The sequence below is a fragment of the Pseudomonas sp. Pseusp21 genome (assembly GCF_059492145.1).
Window position 1 is genome coordinate 1739809 of the sequence record NZ_CP168520.1, and the last position, 25894, is coordinate 1765702.

The window sequence follows — 25894 nt, forward strand, 5'->3', positions numbered from 1 at the left end:
TTGCCCATGCCTAGTTCATCTCAACGCCGTCCTTTCCTGCGCCTGCTGCTGATCGGTCTGTGCGCCTGCCTGCTGAGCCCGCTGGCCAGCGCCGATCAGGCCAAGCGCCTGCGCATCGGCATCACCCTGCATCCGTATTACAGCTATGTGGCGAACATCGTCGGCGACAAGGCCGAGGTCGTGCCGCTGATTCCCGCCGGCTTCAACCCGCACGCCTACGAGCCGCGCGCCGAAGACATCAAGCGCATCAGCGGGCTGGATGTGATCGTGCTCAACGGCGTTGGCCATGACGACTTCGCCGATCGCATGATCGCCGCCAGCGAAACGCCGAACATCAAGACCATCGAAGCCAACGAAAACGTGCCGTTGCTGGCCGCCACCGGGGTTGCCGCGCGCGGTGCCGGCAAAGTGGTGAACCCGCACACCTTCCTTTCGATCAGCGCCTCGATTGCCCAGGTCAACAACATCGCCCGTGAGCTGGGCAAGCTCGACCCGGACAATGCCAAGGCTTACACCCAGAACGCCCGCGCCTACGGCAAACGCCTGCGGCAGATGCGCGCCGACGCCCTGGCCAAGCTGACCCAGGCGCCGAACGCCGAACTGCGAGTGGCCACGGTGCACGCCGCTTATGACTACCTGCTGCGTGAATTCGGCCTGGAAGTCACCGCGGTGGTCGAGCCGGCCCACGGCATCGAGCCAAGCCCGAGCCAGTTGAAGAAAACCATCGACCAACTGCGCGAGCTGGACGTGAAAGTGATCTTCTCCGAGATGGATTTCCCGTCCACCTACGTCGAAACCATCCAGCGTGAATCCGGTGTGAAGCTGTACCCGCTGTCGCACATTTCCTATGGCGAATACACCGCCGACAAGTACGAAAAGGAAATGACCGGCAACCTCAACACCGTAGTGCGGGCGATTCAGGAGTCCGGCGCATGACGGCTCAGGAAAACCTCTCAATCACCCTTAACGGCCCGACCCTGGATTTCGCGGACGTCAGCCTGACCCTCGGCCGCACGACGATCCTCGACAAGGTCACCTTTCAAGTTCAGCCCGGCAGCGTGCATGCGCTGGTCGGCCCCAACGGCGGCGGCAAGAGCTCGCTGATCAAAACCCTGCTCGGGCAGATGCCCCATCAGGGCCGGCTCAGCCTGCAATGGCCCGGCGAGCCCGGCACCATCGGCTACGTGCCGCAGGCGCTGGAGTTCGATCGGGGTCTGCCGATGACCGTCGATGATTTCATGGCTGCCATGTGTCAGCGTCGCCCGGCCTTCCTCGGCTTGAGTAAACGCTACGCCGGCGCTATCGGTGATGCGCTGGAGCGGGTCGGCATGCAGGACAAGCGCAAGCGCCGGATGGGTGCGCTGTCCGGTGGCGAACGCCAGCGGGTACTGCTTGCTCAGGGCCTGATTCCAGCGCCGCAATTGCTGGTGCTGGATGAACCGATGTCAGCCCTCGACGAAGCCGGGATCCAGGTGTTCGAACGTTTGCTCGGTGACTGGCGTGCGGCGGGCATCACCGTGCTGTGGATCGAGCACGATCTAGAAGCGGTCGGGCGTCTGGCCAATCGCGTCACCGGCCTCAACCGCCGGGTGCTGTTCGACGCCACGCCGCAACAGGCCCTGACTCCGGAGCGCCTGCTGACCCTGTTCTCGACCCATCCACGGAGCGCTGCCTGATGAGTTACGAAGCCTTTCGTTTGATGGTGCAAGGCTGGGCCTCATCCGGTTACCTGCCGGAAGCCCTGGCCTATGGATTTGTGGTCAATGCCTTGCTCGCCGGTCTGCTGATCGGCCCGGTACTGGGTGGCCTCGGCACGCTGGTGGTGGTCAAGCGCTTCGCGTTTTTCTCCGAGGCGGTCGGCCACGCGGCACTGACCGGGGTGGCCATCGGCATTCTGCTCGGCGAACCCTACACCGGGCCTTACGGCAGCCTGTTCGGCTACTGCCTGTTGTTCGGGATTTTGCTCAATTACCTGCGCAACCGTACCGGGCTGGCCCCGGACACATTGATTGGCGTATTCCTGTCGGTGTCTCTCGCTCTGGGTGCCAGCCTGCTGCTGATTCTGGCAGGCAAGATCAACGTGCACATTCTGGAAAACGTGCTGTTCGGCTCGGTGCTGACGGTCAACGGTAACGACCTGCTGGTGCTGGCGATTGTCGGCTCACTGGTCATGGCGCTGGCCCTGCCGCTGTACAACCGGATCATGCTCGCCAGCTTCAACCCGCAACTGGCGGCGGTGCGCGGCGTCGCGGTGAAGACCCTGGATTATCTGTTCGTGATTCTGGTGACACTGATTACGGTTGCCGCGGTGAAAGTCATCGGCGCGATTCTGGTCGGTGCGCTGCTGGTGATTCCGGCGGCGGCGGCTCGTTTGCTCAGCCAGTCGCTCAAGGGCTTTTTCTGGTGTTCGGTGCTGATCGCCACGGTCAGCACGCTGTGCGGGATTCTTGCGCCGATCGTGTTCGACCTGCCGATTCCGTCCGGCGCCGCGATCATTCTGGTCGCCGGTATCGCCTTCGCCCTCGCCGCAATTGCCCGGGGCGTCGTCCCCAGTCTGAAAGGGAACCTTGGATAAATGGCTTTTTCATTACGACAACTTGCTCTGGCCATTGCCCTAAGCGGCGTGGTTTCGAGCCCTCTGCTGGCTGCCGAGAAACCATTGCGGGTGCTGGCCTCGCTGCCGATCACTTATGGTCTGGGCGAAGTCCTGATCAAAGGCACCGACATCAGCCTCGAACGCGCAGCACCGGCCAACCTGCCAGGCAGCCGCCAGACCGCCTACTTCACCGGTCGCGGCGCCCCGGCGCTGAGCAAACTGGCCACTGGCGCCGATGCCGTGATCGGCGTGCGCTCGCTGTGGGCCGATGACCCGCTGTATCCGATCGCCCGCCGCAGCAACATCCGCATCGTCGAAGTCGATGCTGCCCGCCCGGTGGACGGCGCCCTGCCCGGCATTGCCGTGCAACCGGGGCTCAAGGTCGACGGCCTGAACAGTCAGCCGTGGCTGGCGAGCAACAACATGGGGCGTATGGCTGACGTGATGGCGGCGGATCTGGTGCGCCTGGCACCGAAGGACAAACCGAAGATCGAGGCCAATCTGGCGGCGCTGAAACAGCGTCTGCTGAAACTCAGTGCCGACAGCGAAGCGCGTCTGGCCCGTGCCGACAACCTGAGCGTGATGAGCCTGAGCGATCACTTCGGTTACCTGATCGGCAGCCTCAATCTGGAGTTGATCGGACAGGACGCTCGACCGGATGCCGAATGGACGCCGGAGGAGCTGAAAAAACTGACCGCGACTTTGAAAGACAACGACGTAGCAGTGGTGCTGCACCATCGCCAGCCTTCGGATGCGGTGAAAGCGGCGATTGCCGAATCGGGCAGTCAACTGCTGGTGCTCAGCACCGATGCAGCGGATCCGGTGGCAGAGCTGGAAGGCAATGTGGATGTGCTGCTCAAGGGCTTGAGCGGCGCCTGAGGTTCAGTGATCGTTCCCACGCTCTGCGTGGGAATGCCTCATTGGACGCTCCGCGTCCGCTTCGGAAGGGACGCGGAGCGTCCCGGCCTGCATTCCCACGCAGAGCGTGGGAACGATCGAATGCCGGACATGAAAAAACCCGCTGACTGATTCCAGTCCAGCGGGTTTCTTTTTGTCCGGCGCCTTACTGGGCAGCCGCTTGCGCTTCCATCTTCTGGCGCAGGCTCAGAGGACGCATGTCGGTCCAGACTTCTTCGATGTAGGCCAGACATTCCTTCTTCAGGCCGCTCTTGCCAACGGTGCGCCAGCCTTGCGGCACGGCCTTGTAGTCCGGCCAGATCGAGTACTGCTCTTCGTGGTTGACCACGACTTGAAAGAGGATGTCCTCGCGGTCGAATACTGACGTCATGCTGTGTCTCCATCGCTGTAAGGGTGGGCTGCACGACGGTGCAGCCGGGTATGTAGAAAGAACGTTCGACGCGGCGAAAAATTTACAGGCCGGCGGTCGCGGCGCTCAACGCACGGCCGAAGATCTCGGCGACGCGGTCGATTTCCGCGGCGGTGATCACCAGCGGCGGCAGGAATCGCACCACCGCACCATGCCGCCCGCCCAGCTCCAGAATCAGCCCACGCTTGAGACATTCGCGCTGAACCAGCGGCGCCAGACGTGCGAAGGTCGGTGGATGCCCCAGCGCATCCGGTGCGCCGTTCGGATCGACCAGTTCGACACCGAGCATCAGGCCACGACCACGAATGTCGCCCAGTTGCGGGAAATCGCGCTGCAAAATGCGCAGGTGTTCGCTCAGGCGTTCGCCCATGGCGGCAACGTGTTCGCAGACCTTGTGCTCGACCAGGTAACGCATCACCGCGGAGCCGGCGGCCATCGCCATCTGGTTGCCACGGAACGTACCGGCGTGAGCGCCCGGTTGCCAGGTGTCGAGCCAGTCGCGATAAACCACCACGGCCAGCGGCAGGCTGCCGCCAATGGCCTTGGACAGCACCACCACATCCGGCGTGATGCCGGCGTGTTCGAAGGCAAACATCTTGCCGGTGCGGGCGAAACCGCTCTGGATTTCGTCGACGATCAGTGCAACACCGGCCTTTTCGGTGATGCGGCGCAAACCACGCAGCCACTCGATGTCCGCCGGGATCACGCCGCCCTCGCCCTGCACCGCTTCGACGATCACCGCTGCCGGCAATTGCACGCCAGCCTCTGGATCATTGAGCAGGTTTTCCAGGTAGCTCAGGTTGGCTTTCACACCGGCCGCGCCACCGAGGCCGAACGGGCAACGGTAGTCGTAAGGGAACGGCATGAATTGCACGCCGTTGCTGAGCAATGCGCCCAACGGTTTTTTCGGCCCCAGGCTGCCCATCAGGCTCAAGGCGCCCTGGCTCATGCCGTGGTAACCGCCGGAGAACGACAGCACGGTGCTGCGCCCGGTGGCGGTGCGCACCAGTTTCAGCGCGGCTTCCACGGCGTCGGTGCCGGTCGGGCCGCAGAACTGGATTTTCGCTTCCTTGGCCAATGCCGGAGGCAGCAGGCCGAACAGGTCCTGCACGAACTGGTCTTTCACCGGCGTGGTCAGATCCAGGGTGTGCAGTGGCAACTCATCGGCCAGTACCTGCTGAATGGCCTCGATCACTACCGGATGGTTATGCCCCAGCGCGAGGGTGCCGGCGCCGGCCAGGCAATCGATGAAGCTGCGGCCCTCGACGTCTTCGACGTACAGGCCTTTGGCGCGCTTGAGCGCCAGGGGAATCCGGCGCGGGTAGCTGCGAGCATTGGATTCCTGCTGGCTCTGACGGGCCAGCAACGGCGACTCATTGAACTGATACAGCGTTTCAGCCGACGCGGAGGCGATCCGGGCCGACGGCTCTTCGATAAGGCTGGTGGCGACTGACATCTTTCGACCCCTCAATACGCTATGGATAGTGACCAAAACTGCACACCGGGCAGGTGCGCGTTCCGGTCGCGGGGCGCACATGCAGGTTTTCCTGTTCTGGAAACGCACCAGCGTGTCGAGGATTTACACCCTTGATCGAATGTCAGGCCGACAATGCCAGCGCCTTGTGCATCGGCAGGGCCAAAATGCCGTGATGTGCAAAGGGAGACGCCGCTTCGCGATAACCCAGACGCCGATAGAACGCCTCGCCGGTTCGCGTGCTGGCGAGCCTGACGCGAGGCTGGCCACGAATTCTCAACCAGCCTTCGAGATCGCCCATCAATGCGCGACCCGCACCGCGACGAAACCACTCCGGCTGCACATGACAGAACGTGATCTCGCCATTGGCCGCGGCCATGCCGACGCCAACCGGTTTGTCCTGCAACAGCGCAATATTCAGATAATGACGGGGATCGGCGAGCCACGCGCTGATGTGCTCCGCCGATTGTCGGCGGACCCAGCGATCGACCAGTTGTGGATCGTTGCGATGGTCAAGCGCGCAACCGACGCGGATCGAGCGTTCGAGAATCCGGCTGATGACGCCGGCGTCGGCGGGGGTGGCGGGACAGATGTGAATGGGTGCTTCCATGGCGCTGTTTCCCTCAATCCATTGAGTCAAAGGCTGGGGCGACAATAACGTCGCGGCCGGCGGATGACTAATGGAGAGAGGTTACATTTGATGTGCCCGGCAAACTGTCAGACCGGTTGCAGCGGCATGCTCAGCTCGACCCGCAAACCATCCGGACGGCTGTCGAAATGCAGGGTGCAGGCGCAGCGCTGAACGATCGCCTGGACAATCGCCAGCCCCAGTCCGCAGCCGGTGCTCTGGCCGTTGCGCCAGAAGCGCTGGGTCAGGTGTTGCAGATCGTCCGGGGCAATCCCCGGCCCATGGTCGCGCACCACGAAACGCACGCGATTGGCGGTAGTATCCAGGCTCAGATCCACCGCGCCGTCCGTCGGCGTATGACGCAGGGCATTGTCAAGCAGATTGCGCAGGGCCGCGATCGACAGCACGGCCGGCATTTGCAGTGGAGCTTCGGACAAACGCTCGGGCAGGTGCAGTCTTATCCGCTGGCGCTGGTCGCCGGCCGAGTCCTGGATCGCCAGTTTCGCTACCTGCTCGGCGCTGCACTGCACACCGTCGTCGAACGACAGACTGCCTTCGACCCGCGCCAGCAACAGTAACTGCTCAAGGGTCCGATGCAGGCGGTCGGCACCCTCCTCGGCCCGGGCCAGAGACTGATCGCGGGCGCTGCCATCGGTCATGCGCGCCACTTGCAGGTGGGTCTTGATCGCCGTCAGCGGGCTGCGCAGTTCGTGGGCGGCATCGCCGGTCAGGCGACGCTCGCGCTCGATGGTCTTGCCGATGCGCTGGAACAGCTGATTCTGGGTTTCCAGCAGCGGTTTCAGTTCGCTGGGGAATGACTGCAACTGCAGCGGCTCCAGCGAGTCGGCGTTGCGGCGCATCAAGGCTTCACGCAAGCGGTTGAGCGGCGCCAACCCCTGGCCGATCCCCAGCCACAACAGGCACAGGCAGCCAAGCAACGCCACGCCGACCGGCACCGAGGCCGCCAGCAGAATCGACATGTTCAGGGCTTCACGCTCGATCACCCGGTCGGCGGTGGTGATCCGCACATCGCCCCGAGCCAGGGTGAAGCTGCGCCATGGCGCACCGTCGATCATTTGATCGTGGAAGCCCATTTTCTGGGCTTCCAGCGCCTGTTCCGGGTTGTTGTGGCTGCGTGCGAGGATTTCCCCGCGCAGCGAGCTGACCTGACAGGCCATGCCGCCGGGAATGTTCAACTGCTCGGCGCTGAAATGAGTGCCCTCGCCTTTGCTCGGGACAGCCGGCAATTGTTCCAGCAACCCGGCGACCATCCGCGCCGACGCCACCAGGCGCTGGTCGAGGGAAAACATCATCTGGTTGCGCAGGTCGCTGAGCATCCAGGCGGCCGCCAATGCCCAGATCAGCGCGAATGCGGCGCCGAGGGTCAGGCTCAGGCGCAGGCGCAGGCTCATCACTTGTCGGGTTCTCCGCCATCGGCCGGGCCCAGGCGATAGCCCAGACCGCGTACGGTTTCGACGATGCCTTTGCCCAGCTTGCTGCGCAGGTGATGGATGTGCACGTTGAGCGCGTTGCTCTCCAGTTCATCGTTGAAACCATAGACGCTGTCCTTCAACTGCTCGGTGGACAGCACCCGGCCACGGTTGTGCAGCAAGGCTTGCAACAACGACTGCTCGCGCCGCGACAGATCCACCGGACGCCCCGCCAGGGTGGTTTCGCGACTGCTCGGATCGTAAGTCAGCGCGCCGTGTTCGATCAGATTGACGCTGCGTCCGGCCACCCGGCGCAGCAGGGTTTGCAGGCGGGCGAACAACTCGCGCAGGTCGAATGGCTTGAGCAGGTAGTCGTCGGCACCGGACTGCAGACCGTCGACACGGTCGGTGACCGAATCACGCGCCGTCAGGATCAGCACCGGAATCTCCAGGCCTTGCTGACGCAGTTGTTGCAGCAACTTGAGGCCATCTTCGTCCGGCAGGCCGAGATCGAGCACCATCACGTCGAATTCGGCAACCTTGAGGATCGCCCGTGCCTTGGAGGCGGTGTTGACGTGCTCGACGGTCAGGCCCTGCGCCGTCAGCCCGGCGACGATCCCGCTGGCGATCAACTCATCGTCTTCGCAAACCAGTACGTGCATGGTGAGTCCCGTGGAAAAGTGCTGATTAGGCCGCTGGCCGATTAAGCCGACATTATGCCCCGAACGCCACCGCGACAAGGGCGTCGCGGTTAATCATCGGTTAATCGCCGCCGCCCATTGTGCCCCTCAATTGCACAGGGACAAGGCTCCTCCATGCGTCAGTTTTTGCTGTTTTTTGCACTGTTGATTTCGAGTCTGGCCCAGGCAGGGAATGATCCTTTTGCGTCAAAACCGGAGTTTTTGCCGGTCGACAAGGCGTTCGTGCTGACCTCGGAGCGTCTGGATTCCGGCGAGACCCAGCTGTTCTGGCAAATCGCCGATGGCTATTACCTGTATCAGAAGCGTCTGAAATTCGACGGGCTGGCGACGGAAAGCGTCCCGGCCCTGCCCGAAGGCGAGTCCCACAGCGACGAGTATTTCGGCGAGCAACCGGTTTATCGTCAGGGCCTCGAGCTGAAAATCCCGCCTGCCGCCCAGGGCCAGATCAAGGTCAGTTATCAGGGCTGTGCCGACGCCGGTCTTTGCTATCCCCCGCAGACCCGAGTGATCGACCTCGGCGGCAAAGCCGCAGCAACGACAGATGAGGCGCCGGATCAGGCACTGGCCAGCGGTCTGCAACAGCATTCGCTGGGCTGGAGTCTGCTGGTGTTCTTCGGTCTCGGTCTGCTGCTGGCGTTTGCGCCGTGCTCGTTGCCGATGCTGCCGATTCTGGCGGGCATGGTCGTGGGCAGCGGCGCCACGCCGCGTCGCGGTTTCGCGCTGGCCGGCAGTTATGTGGTTTGCATGGCTTTGGTGTATGCGGCGATGGGCGTCATTGCCGCGCTGCTGGGTGCCAACCTGCAGGCGTGGTTGCAGAACCCGTGGCTGCTCGGGACGTTCGCGGCAGTGTTTGTGGTTCTGGCGCTGCCGATGTTCGGCTTCTTCGAACTGCAATTGCCGGTGGCCCTGCGAGATCGACTGGAACACGCCTCGCGCAGCCAGCGCGGCGGCAGCCTGATCGGCGCCGGCGTATTGGGCGCGCTGTCCGGTCTGCTGGTCGGCCCGTGCATGACCGCGCCGCTGGCCGGCGCCCTGCTCTACATCGCGCAAAGTGGCAACGCGCTGCACGGCGGTCTGATCCTGTTTGCTCTGGGCATCGGCATCGGCGTCCCGCTGTTGTTGCTGGTGACGGTCGGCAATCGCTTCCTGCCCAAGCCCGGCGCGTGGATGAACCTGCTCAAGGGCGTGTTCGGTTTCCTGTTCCTTGCCACCGCGCTGCTGATGCTGCGCCCGGTGCTGGATCCGTCGCTGTGGCTGGGTCTGTGCGGCGCGCTGCTGTTGATCGCCGCTTACAGTGCCTGGAAACAGTCCGAGGGCTTTGGTCGCGTGGCGCAACTGTTCGGTGCCGGTTCGCTGTTGCTGGGCCTGTGGGGCAGTCTGCTGGTGGTCGGGGCGGCGGGTGGCAGTGACGATCCGTATCAGCCGTTGCAGGTGTACAGCGCCGGCCGCGTCGGATCTGCGGCGCCCAGCGGCCACGAAGCCTTCACGACGATCAAGGATCCCGCTGCCCTGCAGCGCGAGCTCGACGCCGCCAAAGCGCAAGGCCAGTGGGTGTTGCTCGATTACTACGCCGACTGGTGCACGTCGTGCAAAATCATGGAGAAACAGGTGTTCGGCCAGGCACGGGTGATGCAGGCCCTGAGCGATGTGCGCTTGCTACGGCTCGACGTCACCGCCGACAATGCCGCCAGCCGCGAACTGCTCGGCCGTTATAAAGTGCCGGGGCCACCGAGTTTCGTGTGGATCGGCGCCGACGGTGAAGAGCGCCGCAGCCAGCGCATCACCGGCGAGGTCGATGCCGATACTTTCCTGCAACGCTGGACCACCACCCGAGACGCCCGTTAATGCTGACCTTCACCCTCGGCACCTTTGCCATCGCCCTCAACCACCTGCTGCTGATCAGCGCGCTGGCGCTGGCGACCTTCGTCGGCTGGCGGGTGGCCAAGCGCGGCGGTGACAACCCCGAGTCGGCGCTGTTCAGCCTGTTTCTGCTCGGCATGCTGGCGGCGCGCATTGCGTTTGTCGCTGTGTACTGGGGCCACTATCGCAACGATCTGTGGCAGATCATCGACCTGCGCGACGGCGGTTTTCTCGCCTGGCCGGGGGTGATCGTGCTGTTGCTCGCGGCACTCTATCGCGGCTGGCGCCGGCCGGGTTTGCGTCGACCGCTGGGTTTCGGTGTGGTCAGCGGTGTGGCGTTCTGGGTGCTGGCGACCCTGTCGCTGAATATCTACGAGCAAGGCACGCGCCTGCCGGACATCACTCTGCGCAACGCCGCCGGGGAAACCGTGAAACTCACCGACTATCAGGGCGGGCCGCTGGTGATCAATCTGTGGGCCACCTGGTGTCCGCCGTGCCGCCGGGAAATGCCGGTGCTGGAAAACGCCCAGCAACAACGCCCGGACCTGACATTCCTGTTCGTCAACCAGGCCGAAAGCATGCAAAGCGTCGCCACGTTTCTCGAAACCCAGGGTTTGAGCCTGAACAACGTGCTGTTCGACCGCAGCGGACGCCTCGGCCAGGCCGTGGGCTCCATGGCCCTGCCGACTACGCTGTTCTATAGCCCGGACGGTCGCCTGCTGGGCAGCCATTTGGGCGAATTGTCCAACGCCAGCCTGGCCCGTGCTCTGGAAAGCTTCGACACCCCGGCATCCAGCCTGAATCCGGCCACCTCTTCTTCAAGGAAACTGCCATGCCCCGCCTCCGCCACCTGCTGACGCTGACCCTGGGCGCCGCCCTGCTGCACTTGCCGTCGGTCCAGGCTGCTGAAGAACTGCCTGAAGCGATCAAGAAGATCGAAGCCAAGGGCGCCAGGATCGTCGGCCAGTTCGACGCGCCGGACGGCTTGCGCGGTTACGCCGCGCAATACCAGAACCGCGGTATGGCGCTGTACCTGACGCCGGACGGCAAGCACGTGCTGCTGGGCAACCTGTACGACGCCGACGGCAACGACTTGAGCAGCGCGCCACTGCAAAAACTGGTCTACGCGCCGATGGCCAAGGAAATCTGGGCCAAGTTCGAAGCGAGCAACTGGATTCAGGACGGCGACAAGGATGCCCCGCGCACCGTGTACCTGTTCAGCGACCCGAACTGCCCGTACTGCAACATGTTCTGGGAACAGGCCCGCCCATGGGTCAAGGCCGGCAAGGTGCAGCTGCGACACATCATGGTCGGCATCATCCGCGAAGACAGCCCGGCCAAAGCCGCCGCCCTGCTCGCCGCCAAGGATCCGAGCAAAGCCCTGGAAGATCACGAGAAGGCCGGCAAGGCCAGCACCCTCAAGGCCTTGAAGGACATTCCGGTCGCCGTGCAGACCAGACTCGCGGCGAACATGCAGTTGATGGAAGACCTGGACTTGCAGGCCACCCCGGCGATCTTCTACATGGACGACAAAAGCGAGCTGCAACAGCAGCAAGGTGCACCGACGCCGGACAAGCTGGCGAAGATTCTCGGCCCGAAATAAAAAACGCCCACGCAATGCGTGGGCGTTTTCGTTACTTCAGCTCAGTCAGAAACTTCAGCAGCGTGTCGGTCACGAACGACGGATTCTCCAGATTGGAGATATGCCCCGCCTCCGGCACCAGCACACACGGACAGCCAATCAGCTCAGCCATTTCCCGTGCTTCCGACGGCGGACGTGGTTTGTCCTGATCGCCACAGACCACCAGCGTGGTCGCCGCATTCAGCTCGCCCAGACGCGGCAACAGATCGTCACGGCCAAAGGTGATGCGCCCCATCGGCACGATGCTGTCGCGCAGGCGTTCGGCGGAATAGCCGGCGAGTTTTGCGCGGAAATCCTGATACAGCGCCGACGCCCGATCGATGCCCGGGCGGAAGAAGATCGGCACCACGATATCCAGCAGTTGCTCGGAGATCCCGCCGCTTTCCTCGATCTGTTTGAACAGCGAGAAATAGTACTGACGGGTCGGCTCCGGCTCGACGCCGACGTAAGTGTCCATCAGCACCAGACCGTTGAGCCGCTGCGGCGCCGACAGTGCCAGGCGCACACCCCACATGCCGCCAACCGACAGCCCGACCAGGGTCACCCGGTCGATGTCCAGATGATCGAGCAACGCCTGTGCCTGACGGGCGATGTCGTCCAGCGAAGCGGTGCCTTGCGGCAAACGACCGGATTCACCATGGCCCCACAGATCCAGGGCAATCACCCGGTAGTTCGCCGACAGTGCAGCAATCTGCGGGGCCCACATGGCCTGGTCCCACAGGTAGCTGCCAGCCAGCAGCACCGCCGGGCCCGTGCCTTGATCAATGTAGTGAAGCGCCTGTCCGTCAACTTCGAAGAAAGCCATCGATCACCCCCGCGACAAAAAAAGAGAACCGGCAGACTGGGCTGCCGGATCTCGATCGTCAACTATACAAACGTACATCCATGCACAGACGCAATTGCGTTGAACGCACCGACGCCATCGCTGGCAAGCCAGCGATGAGGCCGGTACAGACGCTGAAAACTACAAGCCTTCCAGCTCTGCCATCAGGTCATTGAGACGATCAACCTTCTCCTCGGTAATGTCGCTGGCCGCCAGTCCTTCGATGTACCCGGCCAGTTCCTCCACGGTGCTGCACTCGAACATCGCTCGCAGCGGCACATCCCGCTGCAAGGCTTTCTGCACCCGCGAGGCAATCTGCGTGGCCAGCAACGAGTGGCCACCGAGTTCGAAGAAGTTGTCGCGTACCCCGACCTTCTCGACCTTCAGCACCTCGGCCCAGATATCGGCCAGGGTGTGTTCCAGTTCGCTGCGCGGCGCCAGGTAATCCTGGCTCTGCAACTGGCCGATCTCCAGCGCCGGCAGGGCCTTGCGATCGAGTTTGCCGTTGGCGTTGAGCGGCAACCGGTCGAGCCACAACCAGTGCAGCGGCACCATGTATTCCGGCAGTTCGGCGCGCAGGCGCTGCTTGATCCGCTCCAGGCGTTCGCTCTGATTCAGTGCGGAATCCGCGGCCACCAGGTAGCCGACCAGATGCTTACCATTGACGCCTTCCTGCACGCCAACCGCGCCGTCACGGACTTCCGGTTGCTCGTGCAGACGCGCCTCGATTTCACCCAGTTCGATCCGGTAACCGCGGATCTTCACTTGATGGTCGACCCGACCGACGTACTCCAGCACCCCGTCACTGCGACGACGCGCCAGGTCGCCGGTGCGGTACAGACGCTCGCCCGGCGCACCGAACGGATTCGGCACAAACACCGGCGCGGTGCGCAGCGGATCGCTGACATAACCACGACCGACCCCGGTGCCCGCCACGCACAACTCACCCACCGCACCCAGCGGCACCAGCTCCAGCGCGCCATCGAGCAGGTACAGCAAATTGTTGTCGGTCGGCGTACCGATCGGCAGGTAACTGCCGCGAGTCGAGGCCAGGTCGACACGGAAGAACGCCACGTCGTCCGAGCACTCCGCCGGGCCATAGGCGTTGACCAGACCTATCTCCGGATAACGCAGCAGCCATTGGTGCGCCAGTTCCGGCGGCATTGCTTCACCGGTCGGCAACATCCAGCGCAGCCCGTCGAGGCTCAGACGATCCGAAGCGAGCATGCCCTGGATCAGCGACGGTACGCTTTCCAGCACGGTGATGCCCTGCTGTTGCACATGCACCAGCAAGCCTTGCGGATCGTGGGCGATGGTGTTCGGCACGATGTCCACCCGCGCCCCGAACAGCGGCGCGGCGAGGAATTGCCAGACCGAAATGTCGAAGCTTTGCGAAGCGGTCTGGGCGATCACATCGGCGTCACTCAGGTTCAGGTACGGCACCTTGCTCAACTGGTTGTTGAGCATGCCGCGCTGTTCGACCATCACGCCTTTCGGCAACCCGGTGGAGCCCGAGGTGTAGATCACGTAGGCCAGATTGTCCGGGCCGCTGAAGAGGCCCGGATTCGCCGACGATACCGCACCGGCCTGAACCTCTTCCCACACCAGCAAGCGTGGGCGGTTGGCGCAGCTGAACTCATCCAGCAAGGTCGTCGCCTGTTCACGGCAAGCCTCGGTGCACACCAAAACAGGAGTGCGACTGAGCTCGATAATGCGTTGCAGACGCTGGCTCGGCAGGCCCGGATCCAGCGGCAGGTAACCGGCACCGGCCTTGAAGCTGCCGATGATCATGCCCAGCAGATCGAGATTACGTTCGCCCAGCAGCGCCACCGGTTGATCCATCTGCACCCCGGCCGCGACCAGTGCATGACCGAGACGGTTGGCGTTCCGGTTCAGCTCGGCATAGCTCAGTTGCTGATCGAGGCAACTGGCGGCGATGCGTTGCGGATGCGCGGCGACCTGGGCTTCGAACAGCTCGACGTAGCTCTGCTCCAGCGGATAGTCGTGCTCACTCTGGTTGCAGCCGTGGAGCAGGAAGTCCTGTTCCTCATGGCCCAGCAGCGGCAGGTCGGCCATGTCGCCATGGAAGCCATCGACCAGCGCCAGCAACAGACGCTTGAACTCAGCGAGCATGCGCTCGATGGTCGACTCGTCGAAGTAACGCTGGTCGTAGGACAGATGCAGACCGAGGTCATCACCCGGATAGCAAACGGCGGTCAGCGGGAAGTTGGTGTGGGTACGGCCCGAGTCCGAGGTCGCGTTGAGGCTCTGCGCACGGTCCAGCACCGAGACTTCCACCGGGGCGTTTTCGAACACGAACAGGCTGTCGAACAGCGGCTGGCCTTTCGGCAGTTCGCTCTGCTCCTGAATGTTCACCAGCGGCAGGTATTCGTACTCGCGCAGTTGCATGTTGCTGTCGAGCAGACCGCTCAACCACTGGCGCACGCTGACACGCTGATCGTCCGCCGGGATCTGCACCCGCAGCGCGATGCTGTTGATGAACAGGCCGACGGTGCGTTGCATCTCCGGCATCTCCACCGGGCGTCCGGCCACGGTCACGCCGAACAGCACGTCGCGATCACCGCTCATGCGGCGCAGCACCAGTGCCCACGCCGCCTGGGCGAAGGTGTTGATGGTCAGTTGATGGGCCTGGGCCAGCTCACGCAGACGGGCGCCGTCCTCGACATTCAGTCGGGTGTAGCGGTCACCGACGATCATGCCGCCGCTTTCGCCGGCGTGTTCACGCAGGAACGGACGGTCGCTCGGGATCGGCGTGGTGCGCTCGAACCCTTGCAGGTTCTGCTGCCACCACTGACGCGCTTCGGCCAGGCTCTGGCGTTGCAGCCAGCCGATGTAATCGCGATAACGCGGCGGCACCGCCAATTGTGCTTCGCGACCTTCGCCGAGGGCCGTGTAGATCTCGAAGAAATCGTTCATCAGCAGCGAGCGGCACCAGGCATCGATGAGGATGTGGTGGTTGCTCATCATGAACCAGTAACGCGCCGCGCCGACCTTGATCAGACGCAGGTGGAACGGTGCCTGATTGAGCAGATCGAACCCGGCCTCGCGCTCGGCCTTGAGCAGCGCTTGCAGTTTCGGCTCTTGCTCGGCGTCAGCGATGGCGCTCCAGTCCAGGTACTCGATCGGCGTGCGCCCCGGCGTATGAATCACTTGCAGCATGTCTTCGCCGACGTTCCAGCAGAACGAGGCACGGAGCGCTTCGTGACGGGCGACCACCGCTTGCCACGCCTGGGCGAAACGCTCGGGATCGAGTTCGCTGTTGATCCGGTAGCGATCCTGCATGTAGTACAGACCGGTGCCCGGCTCGAGCAAGGTGTGCAACAGCATGCCTTCTTGCATCGGCGTCAGCGGGTACACGTCTTCAATGTGCGCCGCCGGCACCGGCAGTGCGTCAAGTTGCGCCTGGGTCAGTTTCGCCAGCGGGAAGTCCGACGGCGTCAGGCCACCGGCCTCGTCCTGCAGGCAATGTTCGATCAGGCTCTGCAACTCGCCGACGTAGGCATCGGCCAGCTCGTTGATGGTCTGCGCGTCGTAGCGTTCGGCGCTGAAGGTCCAGCGCAGCAGCAGTTCCCCGCCATACACCTGACTGTCGACACTCAACTCGTTCGGCAACGGTGCGTGCGGATCGTGGGCGGCGCCGACCGACTCATCCAGTGGCCGGAACAGCGCGTTGCTGCCGAAACTCTGGTCGAACTGGCCGAGGTAGTTGAAGGTAATCGGCGCATTCGGCAACGCCGCCATGCTCTGACGGCTGGCGTCATCGGCCAGATAACGCAGCACGCCATAACCGAGACCTTTGTGCGGCACGGCGCGCAGTTGCTCCTTGATCGCCTTGATCGAAGCGCCCTGCCCCGCAGCCTCTTCGATATTGTGCGGGGTCAGGCGCAGCGGATAAGCGCTGGTGAACCAGCCGACGGTGCGGGTCAGGTCGATCTCGTCGAACAGGGTTTCGCGGCCGTGACCTTCCAGTTGAATCAGTGCCGACGGCTGACCGCTCCAGCGGCACAGCACGCGGGCCAGCGCAGTCAGCAACAGGTCGTTGACCTGCGTGCGATAGGCGCTCGGTGCCTGTTGCAGCAGTTGCTTGGTGCGCTCGGCATCCAGACGCACGCTGACGGTTTGCGCATGGCGATTCTCGCGACCGCCCTCAGGACGTTCGCACGGCAAATCGGCAGTCGGACCGGCCAGTTGCGCTTGCCACCAGCTCAGTTCTTCACGCAGGGATTCGCTGCCGGCGTAAGCCTGCAAACGCGCCGCCCAGTCCTTGAAGGCACTGGTTTTGGCCGGCAGTTTCACCGACTGATCGGCGTCGAGCTGGCGATACACGGTTTGCAGATCGTCGAGCAGAACGCGCCACGACACACCGTCGACGACCAAGTGATGGATCGCGATGAACAGTCGTTGCTGAGCGTCCGGCCCATCGACCAAAACTGCGCGCAGCAGCGGGCCTTGGGCAAGGTCGAGGCTGCGCTGGGCATCGGCGAACAGCGCCGCGCACTTGTCCATCGACGGCACGCGAACCTGCCACAGCACGGCGGCATCGGTCACCGGTTGATGGGTCGCCTGCCATGCGCCGTTGACCTCGCTGAAGCGCAGACGCAGGGCATCGTGCTGCTCGATCACGGCCAGCAACGCCTGTTCCAGACGGTGCGGTTCCAGCGCCACCGTCGGCTCCAGCAGCAACGCCTGGTTCCAGTGCTGACGCTCGGGAATCTCGGTGTCGAAGAACCAGTGCTGGATCGGTGTCAGACGCGATTCGCCCGTCACCAGACCTTGCTCGGCGGTCACGGTTTCACTGCGGCTGGCAACAGCCGCCAGGGTCTGCACGGTCTGGTGCTGGAACAGGTCACGCGGGCTGAAGTGAATGCCTTGCTGACGCGCACGGCTGACCACTTGAATCGACAGGATCGAGTCGCCGCCCAGCTCGAAGAAGTTGTCGTTGAGACCGACCTGCTCGACGTTGAGCACCTCGCACCAGATCTGCGCCAGGGTCTGCTCCAGCTCGTTGCTCGGCGCCACGTAATCCTGACGATTGAGCTCCGGATCCGGCGCCGGCAAGGCGCGGCGATCGAGCTTGCCGTTGGCGGTCAGCGGCATGCTCGCCAGCAGAATCAGATGCGTCGGCACCATGTAATCCGGCAATTGCGTCTTCAGGTGCGCCTTCAGCGCGTCGCGCAGTTCGGCCTGCTCGGCTTCGCTTCGCGAAGCGACCTCGGTCACGAGATAGCCGACCAGTTGCTTGCCGCTCGGGGCATCCAGCGCCAGCACGACGGCTTCGCGGATCGAGTCGTGATCGAGCAGGCGAGTTTCGATCTCGCCCAGCTCGATGCGAAAACCACGGATCTTCACCTGATGGTCGATCCGCCCCAGGTATTCCACCAGACCGTCGGCGCGCTGGCGCACCAGGTCGCCGGTGCGGTACATGCGCCCGCCAGCGGCGGCAAACGGGTCGGCGACGAAACGTTCGGCAGTGATGCCTGCACGCTCGTGATACCCCACCGCCAGACCGGCTCCGCCGACGAACAATTCACCGGTCGCGCCTTGCGGCACCAGGGCCAGATCGGCGTCGAGAATGTAGGCCACGCGTTCACCGATCACGCTACCGATCGGCACACTGCCGGCGCCCTCTTCCAGCACTTCCGGCGCAAGGCTGGCCAGCGGCATGACCACGGTTTCGGTGGGGCCGTAAGCGTTGAAGAACAGACTCGGCTTGAACGCTGCGCGAATCCGTTGCAGGTGTTCGCCAGTCAGTGCTTCGCCGCCGGTGATGATCATCCGCACCGGCAAAACCTCGTTTTGCGTCGCGAGGAATTGTGCCAACTGGCTGCCGTAGCTCGGGGTGAAACCGAGAATATTGATCCGGTGTTCACGGATCAGGCCGCAGATTTCTTCCGCGTCCCACTGACCTTGCGCACGCAGCACCAACTGCGCACCGCTGAGCAGCGGCACCAGCAGACGCTCGGTGGCGGCGTCGAAGTTGATCGAATAGAAGTGCAGTTCGCAGTCGTCCGGACGCATGCCGAAGCGTTCGATCACCGCCTGGCAGTGCATGGCGATTTCCCCGTGGGACACCACCACGCCTTTCGGCTTGCCGGTGGAACCCGAGGTGTAGATCAGGTACGCCTGATGCTGCGGCAGGCTGATAAAGGGCAGCTCGGTGGCCGGATAATCGGCCAGCGCGGCGCTGTCATCCTCCAGGCACCAGCGCGCCACGTTCGCCGGCAGTTTGCCGAGGGCTTTGAACATCGCCCGGTCGCTGAGCAGCAGGCCGACGCGGCTGTCTTCGATCATGTAATGCAAACGGTCGAGCGGGTACTCCGGGTCCAGCGGCACGTAGGCGCCGCCGGCCTTGAGGATCGCCAGCAGGCCGACGACCATTTCCAGCGAACGCTCCAGCGCCAGACCGACCCGCACTTGCGGGCCGACACCGCGCTCACGCAGGGCCCAGGCCAGGCGATTGGCGCGAGCGTCGAGTTCGGCGTAGCTGAGGGTCTGCCCGGCGAAAGTCAGGGCCGGCGCATCTTTGCGCGCCAGCGCCTGCTCGGCGAACAGATGATGAATGCACTGGTCGAGACGACGCTCGCCCGGCTCGACGCCAAGGCTGTCGAGCAATTGCTGTTGCTCAGGCGCATCGAGCAGTGGCAATTCGCTGAGGCGTTGCTGCGGGTCGGCGATCAGCGCTTCCAGCAGGTTGCGCCAGTGCCTGGCCATGCGCGCAATCGTCGGCTCGTCGAACAGATCGGTGCTGTAGGTCAGGCAGCAACCAAGGCGATGGTCGAGGTCGGTGACCTCCAGGTTGAGGTCAAACTTGGTCGCCCGCGCATCGTTGGCAAGGTACTCGACGGTCATGCCGGCGAGCATGCGGCTCTGCTGGAACTCCCAGCGCTGCACGTTGCACATCACCTGGAACAACGGGTTGTACGCGGCACTGCGCGGTGGCTGCAACGCTTCAACCAGATGGTCGAACGGCAGGTCCTGATGGGACTGACCTTCGATCACGGTGTGGCGCACCTGCTCGAACAATTCGCCGACCGACATCTGGCCGTCGAGCTGGCAACGCAGCACCTGGGTGTTGAGGAACGCACCGATCAGACCTTCGCTTTCCGGGCGGATCCGGTTGGCCACCGGCGCGCCGATCCGCAGATCGGTCTGGCCGCTGTAGCGGTAAAGCAAGGTCGCGAGTGCAGCAGTCATGGTCATGAACAGGGTCAGACCGTTCTGCGCGTTGAAGGCCCGCACCCGCGCGGCGAGATCGTCGCTGAGGTCGAAACGGAACAGCTCGCCCTGATGACTTTGCACCGGCGGACGCGGACGGTCGCCCGGCAGTTCCAGCAGCGGATGTTCGCGGCCCAGTTGTGCGGTCCAGTAGTCGAGCTGACGCTGACGCTCACCGGATTCCAGCCAGTTGCGCTGCCACACGCTGTAGTCGAGGTACTGCACAGGCAGCGGTTCCAGCGGCGATTCGCGGTCATCGACGAACGCTTCGTACAATGCGCTGAGCTCACGGGCGAAGATGTCCATCGCCCAGCCTTCGGTAACGATGTGGTGCAGGGTCAGGACGAAGTAATGCTCCTGCTCGGCGGTCTTGACCAGGCAGGCGCGCAGCAGCGGACCGGTTTCCAGATCGAACGGCAGGTGCGCTTCGTCGTCGGCCAGTTGCTGGACCTTCTGCTCGCGCACATCGGCGGCGAGTTTCGAGAAATCCTTCCAGCCCATGCGCACGCCGGTCTCGGCATGCACTTGCTGACGGGCCACGCCATCGACGCTCGGGAACGTGGTACGCAGGGTTTCGTGACGCAGGATCAACGCTTGCAGCGCGGCCTCGAAACGCCCGACATCCAGCACGCCACGCAGGCGCGCCATGCCGCCGACGTTGTACGCCGGGCTGTCCGGCTCCATCTGCCAGAGGAACCACATGCGCTGTTGCGAGTAGGACAGCGGCACCGGTTGGCTGCGATCAACCTTGTTGATCGGCGGCTGTTTGTTGGTGCGACCGCTGGCCTGGATCTGGCGGATCTGCTCGGCAAAATCACCGAGCTCGCTGTGTTCGAACAAGGCACGCAACGGCAGCTCGACGTCACAGGCCTGACGGGTGCGGGAGATGATTTGCGTGGCCAGCAGCGAGTGACCGCCGAGGGCGAAGAAGTCGTCGCGCAGGCCGACCTGTTTCAAGCCCAGCACTTCACGCCAGATGGCGGCGATTTGTTGTTCCAGCTCGGTAACCGGCTCGACGTGTTCGCGCACCTGCCATTGCGGCTCGGGCAAGGCGCGGCGGTCGAGTTTGCCGCTCGGGCTCAGGGGCATTGCGTCCAGACGCATCAGTTGCGCCGGGACCATGTATTCCGGCAGCTCGGCGACCAGTGCGGTTTTCAGGCGAGCGATTTGCCCGTCTTGATCTTCACTGGTGTCGGTGGCGGTGAAGTAGCCGATCAGTTGCGGGCCGGCGACGGTTTCACGCACCAGCACGGCGGCCTGAGCGACGCCATCCTGAGTGAGCAAACGGGCTTCGATTTCTTCCGGCTCGACGCGGAAGCCACGCAGTTTGATCTGCTGATCGAGACGGCCGAGGTATTCGATCACGCCATCGTTCGTCCAGAGTGCGCGGTCACCGGTGCGGTACAGACGCGCGCCCTGCTCGCCCAGCGGATCGACCACGAAACGCTCGGCCGTCAGCGCCGGACGGCCGAGGTAACCACGAGCCAGACCGATGCCGCTGATGCACAGTTCACCCGGCACACCGGCCGGCACTGGATTGAGATCGCTGTCGAGCACCCGGCAAACGACGTTGCCCAGCGGACGGCCAATCGGCGAACGCTCGCCATCCGCCACGCTGCAATGCCAGTGAGTGACGTTGATCGCGGTTTCGGTCGGGCCGTAACGATTGTGCAGCTGCACCGCCGGCAGTTGCGCCAACACGCGGTTGCGCAGTTCCGCCGGCAGCGCTTCACCGCCGGAGAACACGCGGCGCAGGCTGGTGCATTCGGCACTCAACGGTTCGTCGATGAACAGCGAAAGCAGCGGCGGCACGAAGTGCAGCGTGGTCACGCCGTACTGCTGAACCAGCTGCGCGATGCGGTGCGGATCGCGGTGTTCGCCGGGGCCGGCGATCAGCAGGCGCGCACCGGTGATCAGCGGCCAGAAGCATTCCCACACCGACACGTCGAAACTGATCGGTGCCTTTTGCATCAACACGTCGGTGTCGTTCAGGCGATAGGTGTTTTGCATCCATTGCAGGCGCTCGGCCAGCGCCGCATGCGTGTTGCCCACACCTTTCGGCTGCCCGGTGGAGCCGGAGGTGTAAATCACGTAGGCGAGATTGTCGCCGTGCAGATGCAGACCCGGTGCCTGGCTCGGCCAGTTCTCCAGGTGCAGGGTGTCCATGGCGATCACGCTGACGCCTTCGCTGGCCGGCAAGCGGTCGAGCAATGCCGTCTGGGTCAGCAGCAGTTCGACGCCGCTGTCGCTGAGCATGTAGGCCAGACGCTCGGCCGGGTAATCCGGGTCCAGCGGCACGTAGGCGCCACCAGCCTTGATGATCGCCAGCAGCCCGATCAGCAGTTGCGGCGAACGCTCGGCGGCGATGGCCACGCAGACGTCCGGGCCGACGCCTTTGTCGCGCAGGTAATGGGCCAGACGGTTGGCCTGCGCGTGCAGTTCGGCGAAGTCGAGGCTGCCGCCGTCCCACACCAATGCCGTGCGTTCCGGGGTCTGACGGGCCTGTTCATTCAGTAGCTCCGGCAGCCATTGTTGCGCCGGGGTGCACGGAGCGATGCTCCATTCGCTTTGCTGAGTATTTTCGGCGGCGGTCAGCAGTTGCAGATCGCCGATGGATTGTTGCGGACGTTCGCAGACAGCACGCAGCAGGTTGCTGAAATGCTCGGCGAGGCGCTCGATGGTTGCCGCGTCGAACAGCTCATCGGCGTAGTCGAAGGACAGCGTCAGGCGACCGTTGCGGTCTTCTTCACTGTGCAGTTGCAGATCGAACTTGGCCTCGCGGCTGTGCCACGACAGTTCTTCGGCGAGCAGGCCCGGTAGACGTTTGAGCGCACTCAGGTCGCGTTGCTGGTGGTTGAACATGACCTGGAACAGGCCTTGTTCGCGGGCCTGCGGGAAGGCTTCCAGCAGTTGTTCGAACGGCAGGTCCTGATTCGCCTGGGCACCGAGTACCGCCTGACGGGTTTGCGCCAGCAGTTCGGTGAACGGCAGTCGTGAATCGACGTCGGCACGCAGCACCTGAGTGTTGATGAAGAAGCCGATCAGGCCCTGGGTTTCCAGACGCGGACGGTTGGCGTTGGGCACACCGATGCGGATGTCGCGCTGGCCGCTGTAGCGATGCAACAGGCTCTGGAACGCCGAGAGCAGCAGCATGAACGGGGTGGACTGATAAGCCTGTGCCGTCTGGCGGATCGCGTCGCTGAGGCTCATCCCCAGACGAACGCTGTGGCGTGCGGCGCTGTGAATTTGTTTGGCAGAACGCGGATGGTCGGTCGCCAGTTCCAGAGTCGGATGCTCATCGCCCAACTGCGCTTTCCAGTACGCCAGTTGCCGCTCGCCCTCGCCCTGCGCCAACCATTGGCGCTGCCAGCTACCGTAGTCGGCGTATTGGGTTGGCAGCGGCGCCAGTTCCGCGCGCTGGCCTTGGGACGCGGCGGCGTACAGACGCGAGAACTCGTCGATCAGCACGTTCAGCGACCAGCCGTCGGCGATGATGTGGTGCAGGGTCACCAGCAACTGGTGATCTTCGTCTTCGAGGCGCACCAGCGTCACCCACAGCAGCGGGCCTTTCTCCAAGTCGAACTGCGTGCGGGCTTCGTCTTCGCGGATCTGTTGTGCGCGGGCTTCACGCTCACTAGCCGGCAGGTCGCTGATGTCGATCAGTTGCAGGTTGAACTCCCCCGCTGCCTCGACCTGTTGCAGCGCTACTCCGTCGCGTTCGAAGAAGCGCGTGCGCAGGGATTCGTGGCGTTCGATCAGTTGCTGGAAACTGGCGCGCAATGCGTCTTCGTCCAGTTCACCACGCAGACGCAAGGCACCGGGAATGTTGTAGGCGCTGCTTTGTGGATCGAGCTGCCAGGTGATCCATAGTCGGTTTTGCGCCAGGGATTGCGGCAAGGCTTCGTTGCGCGACAGTGCGGTGATTTCGCCTTGGGCGCTGCCGCCGTCCTGTTGCTGCTGTGCCACGGCTGCGGCGAACGCGGACAGGGTCGGTGCTTCGAACAGCAGGCGCAGGTTCAGCTCCAGGCTCAGTTCTTCGCGGACCTTGGCGATCACCTGGGCGGCGGCGATCGAGTTGCCGCCGAGCAGGAAGAAATGATCGTCGGCGTTGACCTGTTTGACGTTGAGTTGCTCGGCCCAGACTTTGCCGATCAACGCTTCCAGTTCGGAGGCGGACGCGGTCGAGTCCTGAGCGGTTTCAGCAGTGGCTGAGGGGAATACGGCGTAGCTGTCGAGGCTGCCATCAGCCAGACGATTGCGGCAGGCCGAACGTTGCAGCTTGCCGCTGGAAGTTTTCGGCAACGCGCCCGGATTGAGCAGCACAACCACGCTCGGTGCTTCCTGATACGCCTCGGCCACGGCCTGGCGAATGGCTTTGATCAGCGCTTCAGGCGGGAGGATTTTCTGCACGCTGCGGCTGATTTCCGCCGCGATGCCGATGCCCTCCTCGCCATTCTGATTGACCGCGAACGCCGCGACACGGCCCTTGCGCACCACCTCCACTTCGTTCTCGACCGTCTTTTCGAGGTCCTGCGGATAGAGATTGTGGCCGCGCACGATCAGCATGTCTTTCAGGCGACCGGTGATGAACAGTTCACCGTCGCGAATGAAGCCCAGGTCACCGGTGCGCAGCCAGGTCTGGCCCGCGTGCTGGACGAAGGTCTTGGCCGTCGCCTCGGGGTTGCGCCAGTAGCCGAGGGCGATGCTCGGGCCGGCAGCCCAGACTTCACCCACGGCGTTGTCGGCCAGTTCTTCAAGGGTGTTCGGCTCGACAATCAGCACCGCATGTTCCGGCTGGCTGATGCCGCAGCTCATTATCGGGCTGCCCTCGCCCGGCTCGGCACGGTTCTGCGCCAGGGCTTGATCGTCGACGCGCAGTGCAGGAATCCCTTTGCCACGCGGTGTGCCGGCGACGAACAGGGTCGCTTCGGCCAGACCGTAGGAGGCCATGAAGCTGTCTTCGCAAAAACCGCACGCGGTGAATTTCTCCGCGAAGCGTTCTAGGGTGTCGAGACGGATCGGCTCGGAGCCGGAATAGGCGACGCGCCAACGGCTCAGGTCGAGGCGTTCCAGCGCCGATTCGCTGACCCGCTCACTGCACAGACGATAGGCAAAGTCCGGCCCGCCGCTGATGGTGCCGCCGTATTGGCTGATCGCTTCAAGCCAGCGCAACGGCCGGCCGAGAAAGTACGCCGGCGACATCAGGATGCACGGCACGCCACTGAAGATCGGTTGCAGCAGACCGCCGATCAGGCCCATGTCGTGGTACAGCGGCAGCCAGCTGACGATCACGTCGTCGGGGTTTACGTCGATACCGAAACCGTGGCGGATCAGCAGTTCGTTGGCCACCAGATTGCCGTGGCTGACCTGCACGCCTTTGGGCAGCGCGGTGGAGCCGGAGGTGTATTGCAGGAAAGCAATATGGTCTGTCGGAAGGGCCGGCTCGACCCAACGCTCGGCCAGCGAAGCGTCGAGGGTATCGACGCACAACAGCGGCGGCGCGCCTTCGATTTGCTGCAGGGCGTCGCTGGTCAGCAGCAGGCGCGGCTCGGCGTCGGCGATGATCGACAGCAGGCGTTCCTGATGGTGACGCTTGGCGGACTCCGGCGGGTAAGCCGGCACCGCGATCACGCCCGCGTACAGGCAACCGAAGAACGCCGCGACGTAATCCGGACCGCTCGGGAACAGCAATACCGCGCGATCACCGAATCCGGCCTCGGTCTGCAACGCGGCGGCGATGGCGCGTGCGCGTTGATCGAGTTCGCGATAACTGAGCACCACAGCCTGCTCCTCGGTTTCAGCGAGAAAGCGCAGGGCCAGCCGATCCGGCGTCAGGGCCGCACGGCGCTGAAGGGCTTGGACCAGGGTGCTGGGGAGTTCGAACGCGTCGGTCATGAGGTTTCCTGCCTGAATTCGGCTTGCTGGTGGAATCGGGTTGGCTGCGGCATGCCCGTGCAAGGCATGCGGGACACGGTCTTCGCCGACCGTGCAAGGCATTGGAATGCGGTAGGTCCGGAGCTGCGCACCCGGAGCCATTCACCAATGAGAACGGATGACGTCTTGAAATAATTAGTCGGCAGGCTGGATCGCCAACGGGGCTGGGCGCTTGGGCGAGTGCGGCGGCGTGTCGCAGTTCTCAGATAGCACTGTTATGGATCATTAGTTCTCTTTCTCAAT

14 protein-coding genes are annotated in these 25894 nt (G+C 63.7%); 7 read left to right on the top strand and 7 right to left on the bottom strand.

From position 1 onward, the window contains the following. The first annotated feature begins 6 nt into the window (after positions 1 to 6). The 4 genes from ACEN93_RS07755 to ACEN93_RS07770 are packed head-to-tail and all read left to right on the top strand — an operon-like array spanning position 7 to position 3475. Positions 7 to 936: a metal ABC transporter substrate-binding protein gene (locus tag ACEN93_RS07755; protein ID WP_039770367.1), complete on the top strand. Its 930-nt coding sequence runs from the start codon at positions 7 to 9 to the stop codon at positions 934 to 936. Next, positions 933 to 1676, top strand: coding sequence for a metal ABC transporter ATP-binding protein (locus ACEN93_RS07760; RefSeq protein ID WP_103386320.1), 744 nt, complete (start codon positions 933 to 935; stop codon positions 1674 to 1676). The genes ACEN93_RS07755 and ACEN93_RS07760 overlap by 4 nt, the downstream gene beginning before the upstream one ends. Continuing rightward, entirely contained in the window at positions 1676 to 2575 is a 900-nt protein-coding gene (locus ACEN93_RS07765) for a metal ABC transporter permease (protein ID WP_003226663.1), read from the top strand. Before ACEN93_RS07760 ends, ACEN93_RS07765 begins: the two co-directional genes overlap by 1 nt. Continuing rightward, the gene (locus ACEN93_RS07770) at positions 2576 to 3475 is read left to right on the top strand and encodes a metal ABC transporter substrate-binding protein (protein WP_163976016.1); all 900 of its coding nucleotides are present in this window, start codon (positions 2576 to 2578) and stop codon (positions 3473 to 3475) included. A gap of 184 nt (positions 3476 to 3659) precedes the next feature. On the opposite strand, the gene ACEN93_RS07775 is transcribed toward ACEN93_RS07770, so the two are convergent. The 5 genes from ACEN93_RS07775 to ACEN93_RS07795 all read right to left on the bottom strand — a co-directional run bounded on the left by ACEN93_RS07775 (position 3660) and on the right by ACEN93_RS07795 (position 8117). After that, positions 3660 to 3884 (bottom strand): MbtH family protein, encoded by a 225-nt coding sequence (locus ACEN93_RS07775; protein ID WP_038364139.1) that lies wholly within the window; start codon positions 3882 to 3884, stop codon positions 3660 to 3662. Between the two features lie 82 nt (positions 3885 to 3966). Then, a complete protein-coding gene (locus ACEN93_RS07780) occupies positions 3967 to 5379 on the bottom strand; it encodes an aspartate aminotransferase family protein (RefSeq protein ID WP_074687924.1) in 1413 nt (470 codons plus the stop codon). 142 nt (positions 5380 to 5521) lie between these two features. Next, entirely contained in the window at positions 5522 to 6007 is a 486-nt protein-coding gene (locus ACEN93_RS07785; RefSeq protein WP_285413665.1) for a GNAT family N-acetyltransferase, read from the bottom strand. Positions 6008 to 6114: 107 nt separating this feature from the next. Continuing rightward, positions 6115 to 7437, bottom strand: a complete 1323-nt coding sequence (locus ACEN93_RS07790; RefSeq protein WP_103386324.1) for an ATP-binding protein — start codon at positions 7435 to 7437, stop codon at positions 6115 to 6117. Then, positions 7437 to 8117 (bottom strand): response regulator, encoded by a 681-nt coding sequence (locus ACEN93_RS07795; RefSeq protein WP_011335250.1) that lies wholly within the window; start codon positions 8115 to 8117, stop codon positions 7437 to 7439. The genes ACEN93_RS07790 and ACEN93_RS07795 overlap by 1 nt, the downstream gene beginning before the upstream one ends. A gap of 153 nt (positions 8118 to 8270) precedes the next feature. On the opposite strand from ACEN93_RS07795, the gene dsbD reads away from it, so the two are divergent. From dsbD to dsbG, 3 genes are read left to right on the top strand one after another with little or no spacing between them, the layout of a single operon-like run. After that, a complete protein-coding gene (gene dsbD, locus ACEN93_RS07800) occupies positions 8271 to 10001 on the top strand; it encodes a protein-disulfide reductase DsbD (protein ID WP_495611274.1) in 1731 nt (576 codons plus the stop codon). Then, positions 10001 to 10873 carry a TlpA disulfide reductase family protein gene (locus ACEN93_RS07805; protein ID WP_074687932.1) on the top strand — a complete coding sequence of 291 codons (873 nt, stop codon included), beginning with the start codon at positions 10001 to 10003 and terminating at the stop codon, positions 10871 to 10873. The genes dsbD and ACEN93_RS07805 overlap by 1 nt, the downstream gene beginning before the upstream one ends. Continuing rightward, on the top strand, positions 10849 to 11619 hold the full coding sequence (gene dsbG / locus ACEN93_RS07810; RefSeq protein WP_074687934.1) for a thiol:disulfide interchange protein DsbG: 771 nt from the start codon (positions 10849 to 10851) through the stop codon (positions 11617 to 11619). Before ACEN93_RS07805 ends, dsbG begins: the two co-directional genes overlap by 25 nt. Before the next feature lie 31 nt (positions 11620 to 11650). On the opposite strand, the gene ACEN93_RS07815 is transcribed toward dsbG, so the two are convergent. Then, entirely contained in the window at positions 11651 to 12463 is an 813-nt protein-coding gene (locus ACEN93_RS07815) for an alpha/beta fold hydrolase (protein WP_074687936.1), read from the bottom strand. Between the two features lie 159 nt (positions 12464 to 12622). Beyond that, entirely contained in the window at positions 12623 to 25612 is a 12990-nt protein-coding gene (locus tag ACEN93_RS07820; RefSeq protein ID WP_495611275.1) for a non-ribosomal peptide synthetase, read from the bottom strand. Between the last annotated feature and the right edge of the window lie 282 nt (positions 25613 to 25894).

Coding starts and splice junctions, on each gene's coding strand:
- ACEN93_RS07820 (WP_495611275.1), bottom strand. CDS start 25,612: ATGACCGACGCGTTCGAACTCCCCAGCACCCTGGTCCAAGCCCTTCAG.
- ACEN93_RS07780 (WP_074687924.1), bottom strand. CDS start 5,379: ATGTCAGTCGCCACCAGCCTTATCGAAGAGCCGTCGGCCCGGATCGCC.
- ACEN93_RS07795 (WP_011335250.1), bottom strand. CDS start 8,117: ATGCACGTACTGGTTTGCGAAGACGATGAGTTGATCGCCAGCGGGATC.
- dsbG (WP_074687934.1), top strand. CDS start 10,849: ATGCCCCGCCTCCGCCACCTGCTGACGCTGACCCTGGGCGCCGCCCTG.
- ACEN93_RS07815 (WP_074687936.1), bottom strand. CDS start 12,463: ATGGCTTTCTTCGAAGTTGACGGACAGGCGCTTCACTACATTGATCAA.
- ACEN93_RS07805 (WP_074687932.1), top strand. CDS start 10,001: ATGCTGACCTTCACCCTCGGCACCTTTGCCATCGCCCTCAACCACCTG.
- ACEN93_RS07785 (WP_285413665.1), bottom strand. CDS start 6,007: ATGGAAGCACCCATTCACATCTGTCCCGCCACCCCCGCCGACGCCGGC.
- dsbD (WP_495611274.1), top strand. CDS start 8,271: ATGCGTCAGTTTTTGCTGTTTTTTGCACTGTTGATTTCGAGTCTGGCC.
- ACEN93_RS07760 (WP_103386320.1), top strand. CDS start 933: ATGACGGCTCAGGAAAACCTCTCAATCACCCTTAACGGCCCGACCCTG.
- ACEN93_RS07775 (WP_038364139.1), bottom strand. CDS start 3,884: ATGACGTCAGTATTCGACCGCGAGGACATCCTCTTTCAAGTCGTGGTC.
- ACEN93_RS07765 (WP_003226663.1), top strand. CDS start 1,676: ATGAGTTACGAAGCCTTTCGTTTGATGGTGCAAGGCTGGGCCTCATCC.
- ACEN93_RS07755 (WP_039770367.1), top strand. CDS start 7: ATGCCTAGTTCATCTCAACGCCGTCCTTTCCTGCGCCTGCTGCTGATC.
- ACEN93_RS07770 (WP_163976016.1), top strand. CDS start 2,576: ATGGCTTTTTCATTACGACAACTTGCTCTGGCCATTGCCCTAAGCGGC.
- ACEN93_RS07790 (WP_103386324.1), bottom strand. CDS start 7,437: ATGAGCCTGCGCCTGCGCCTGAGCCTGACCCTCGGCGCCGCATTCGCG.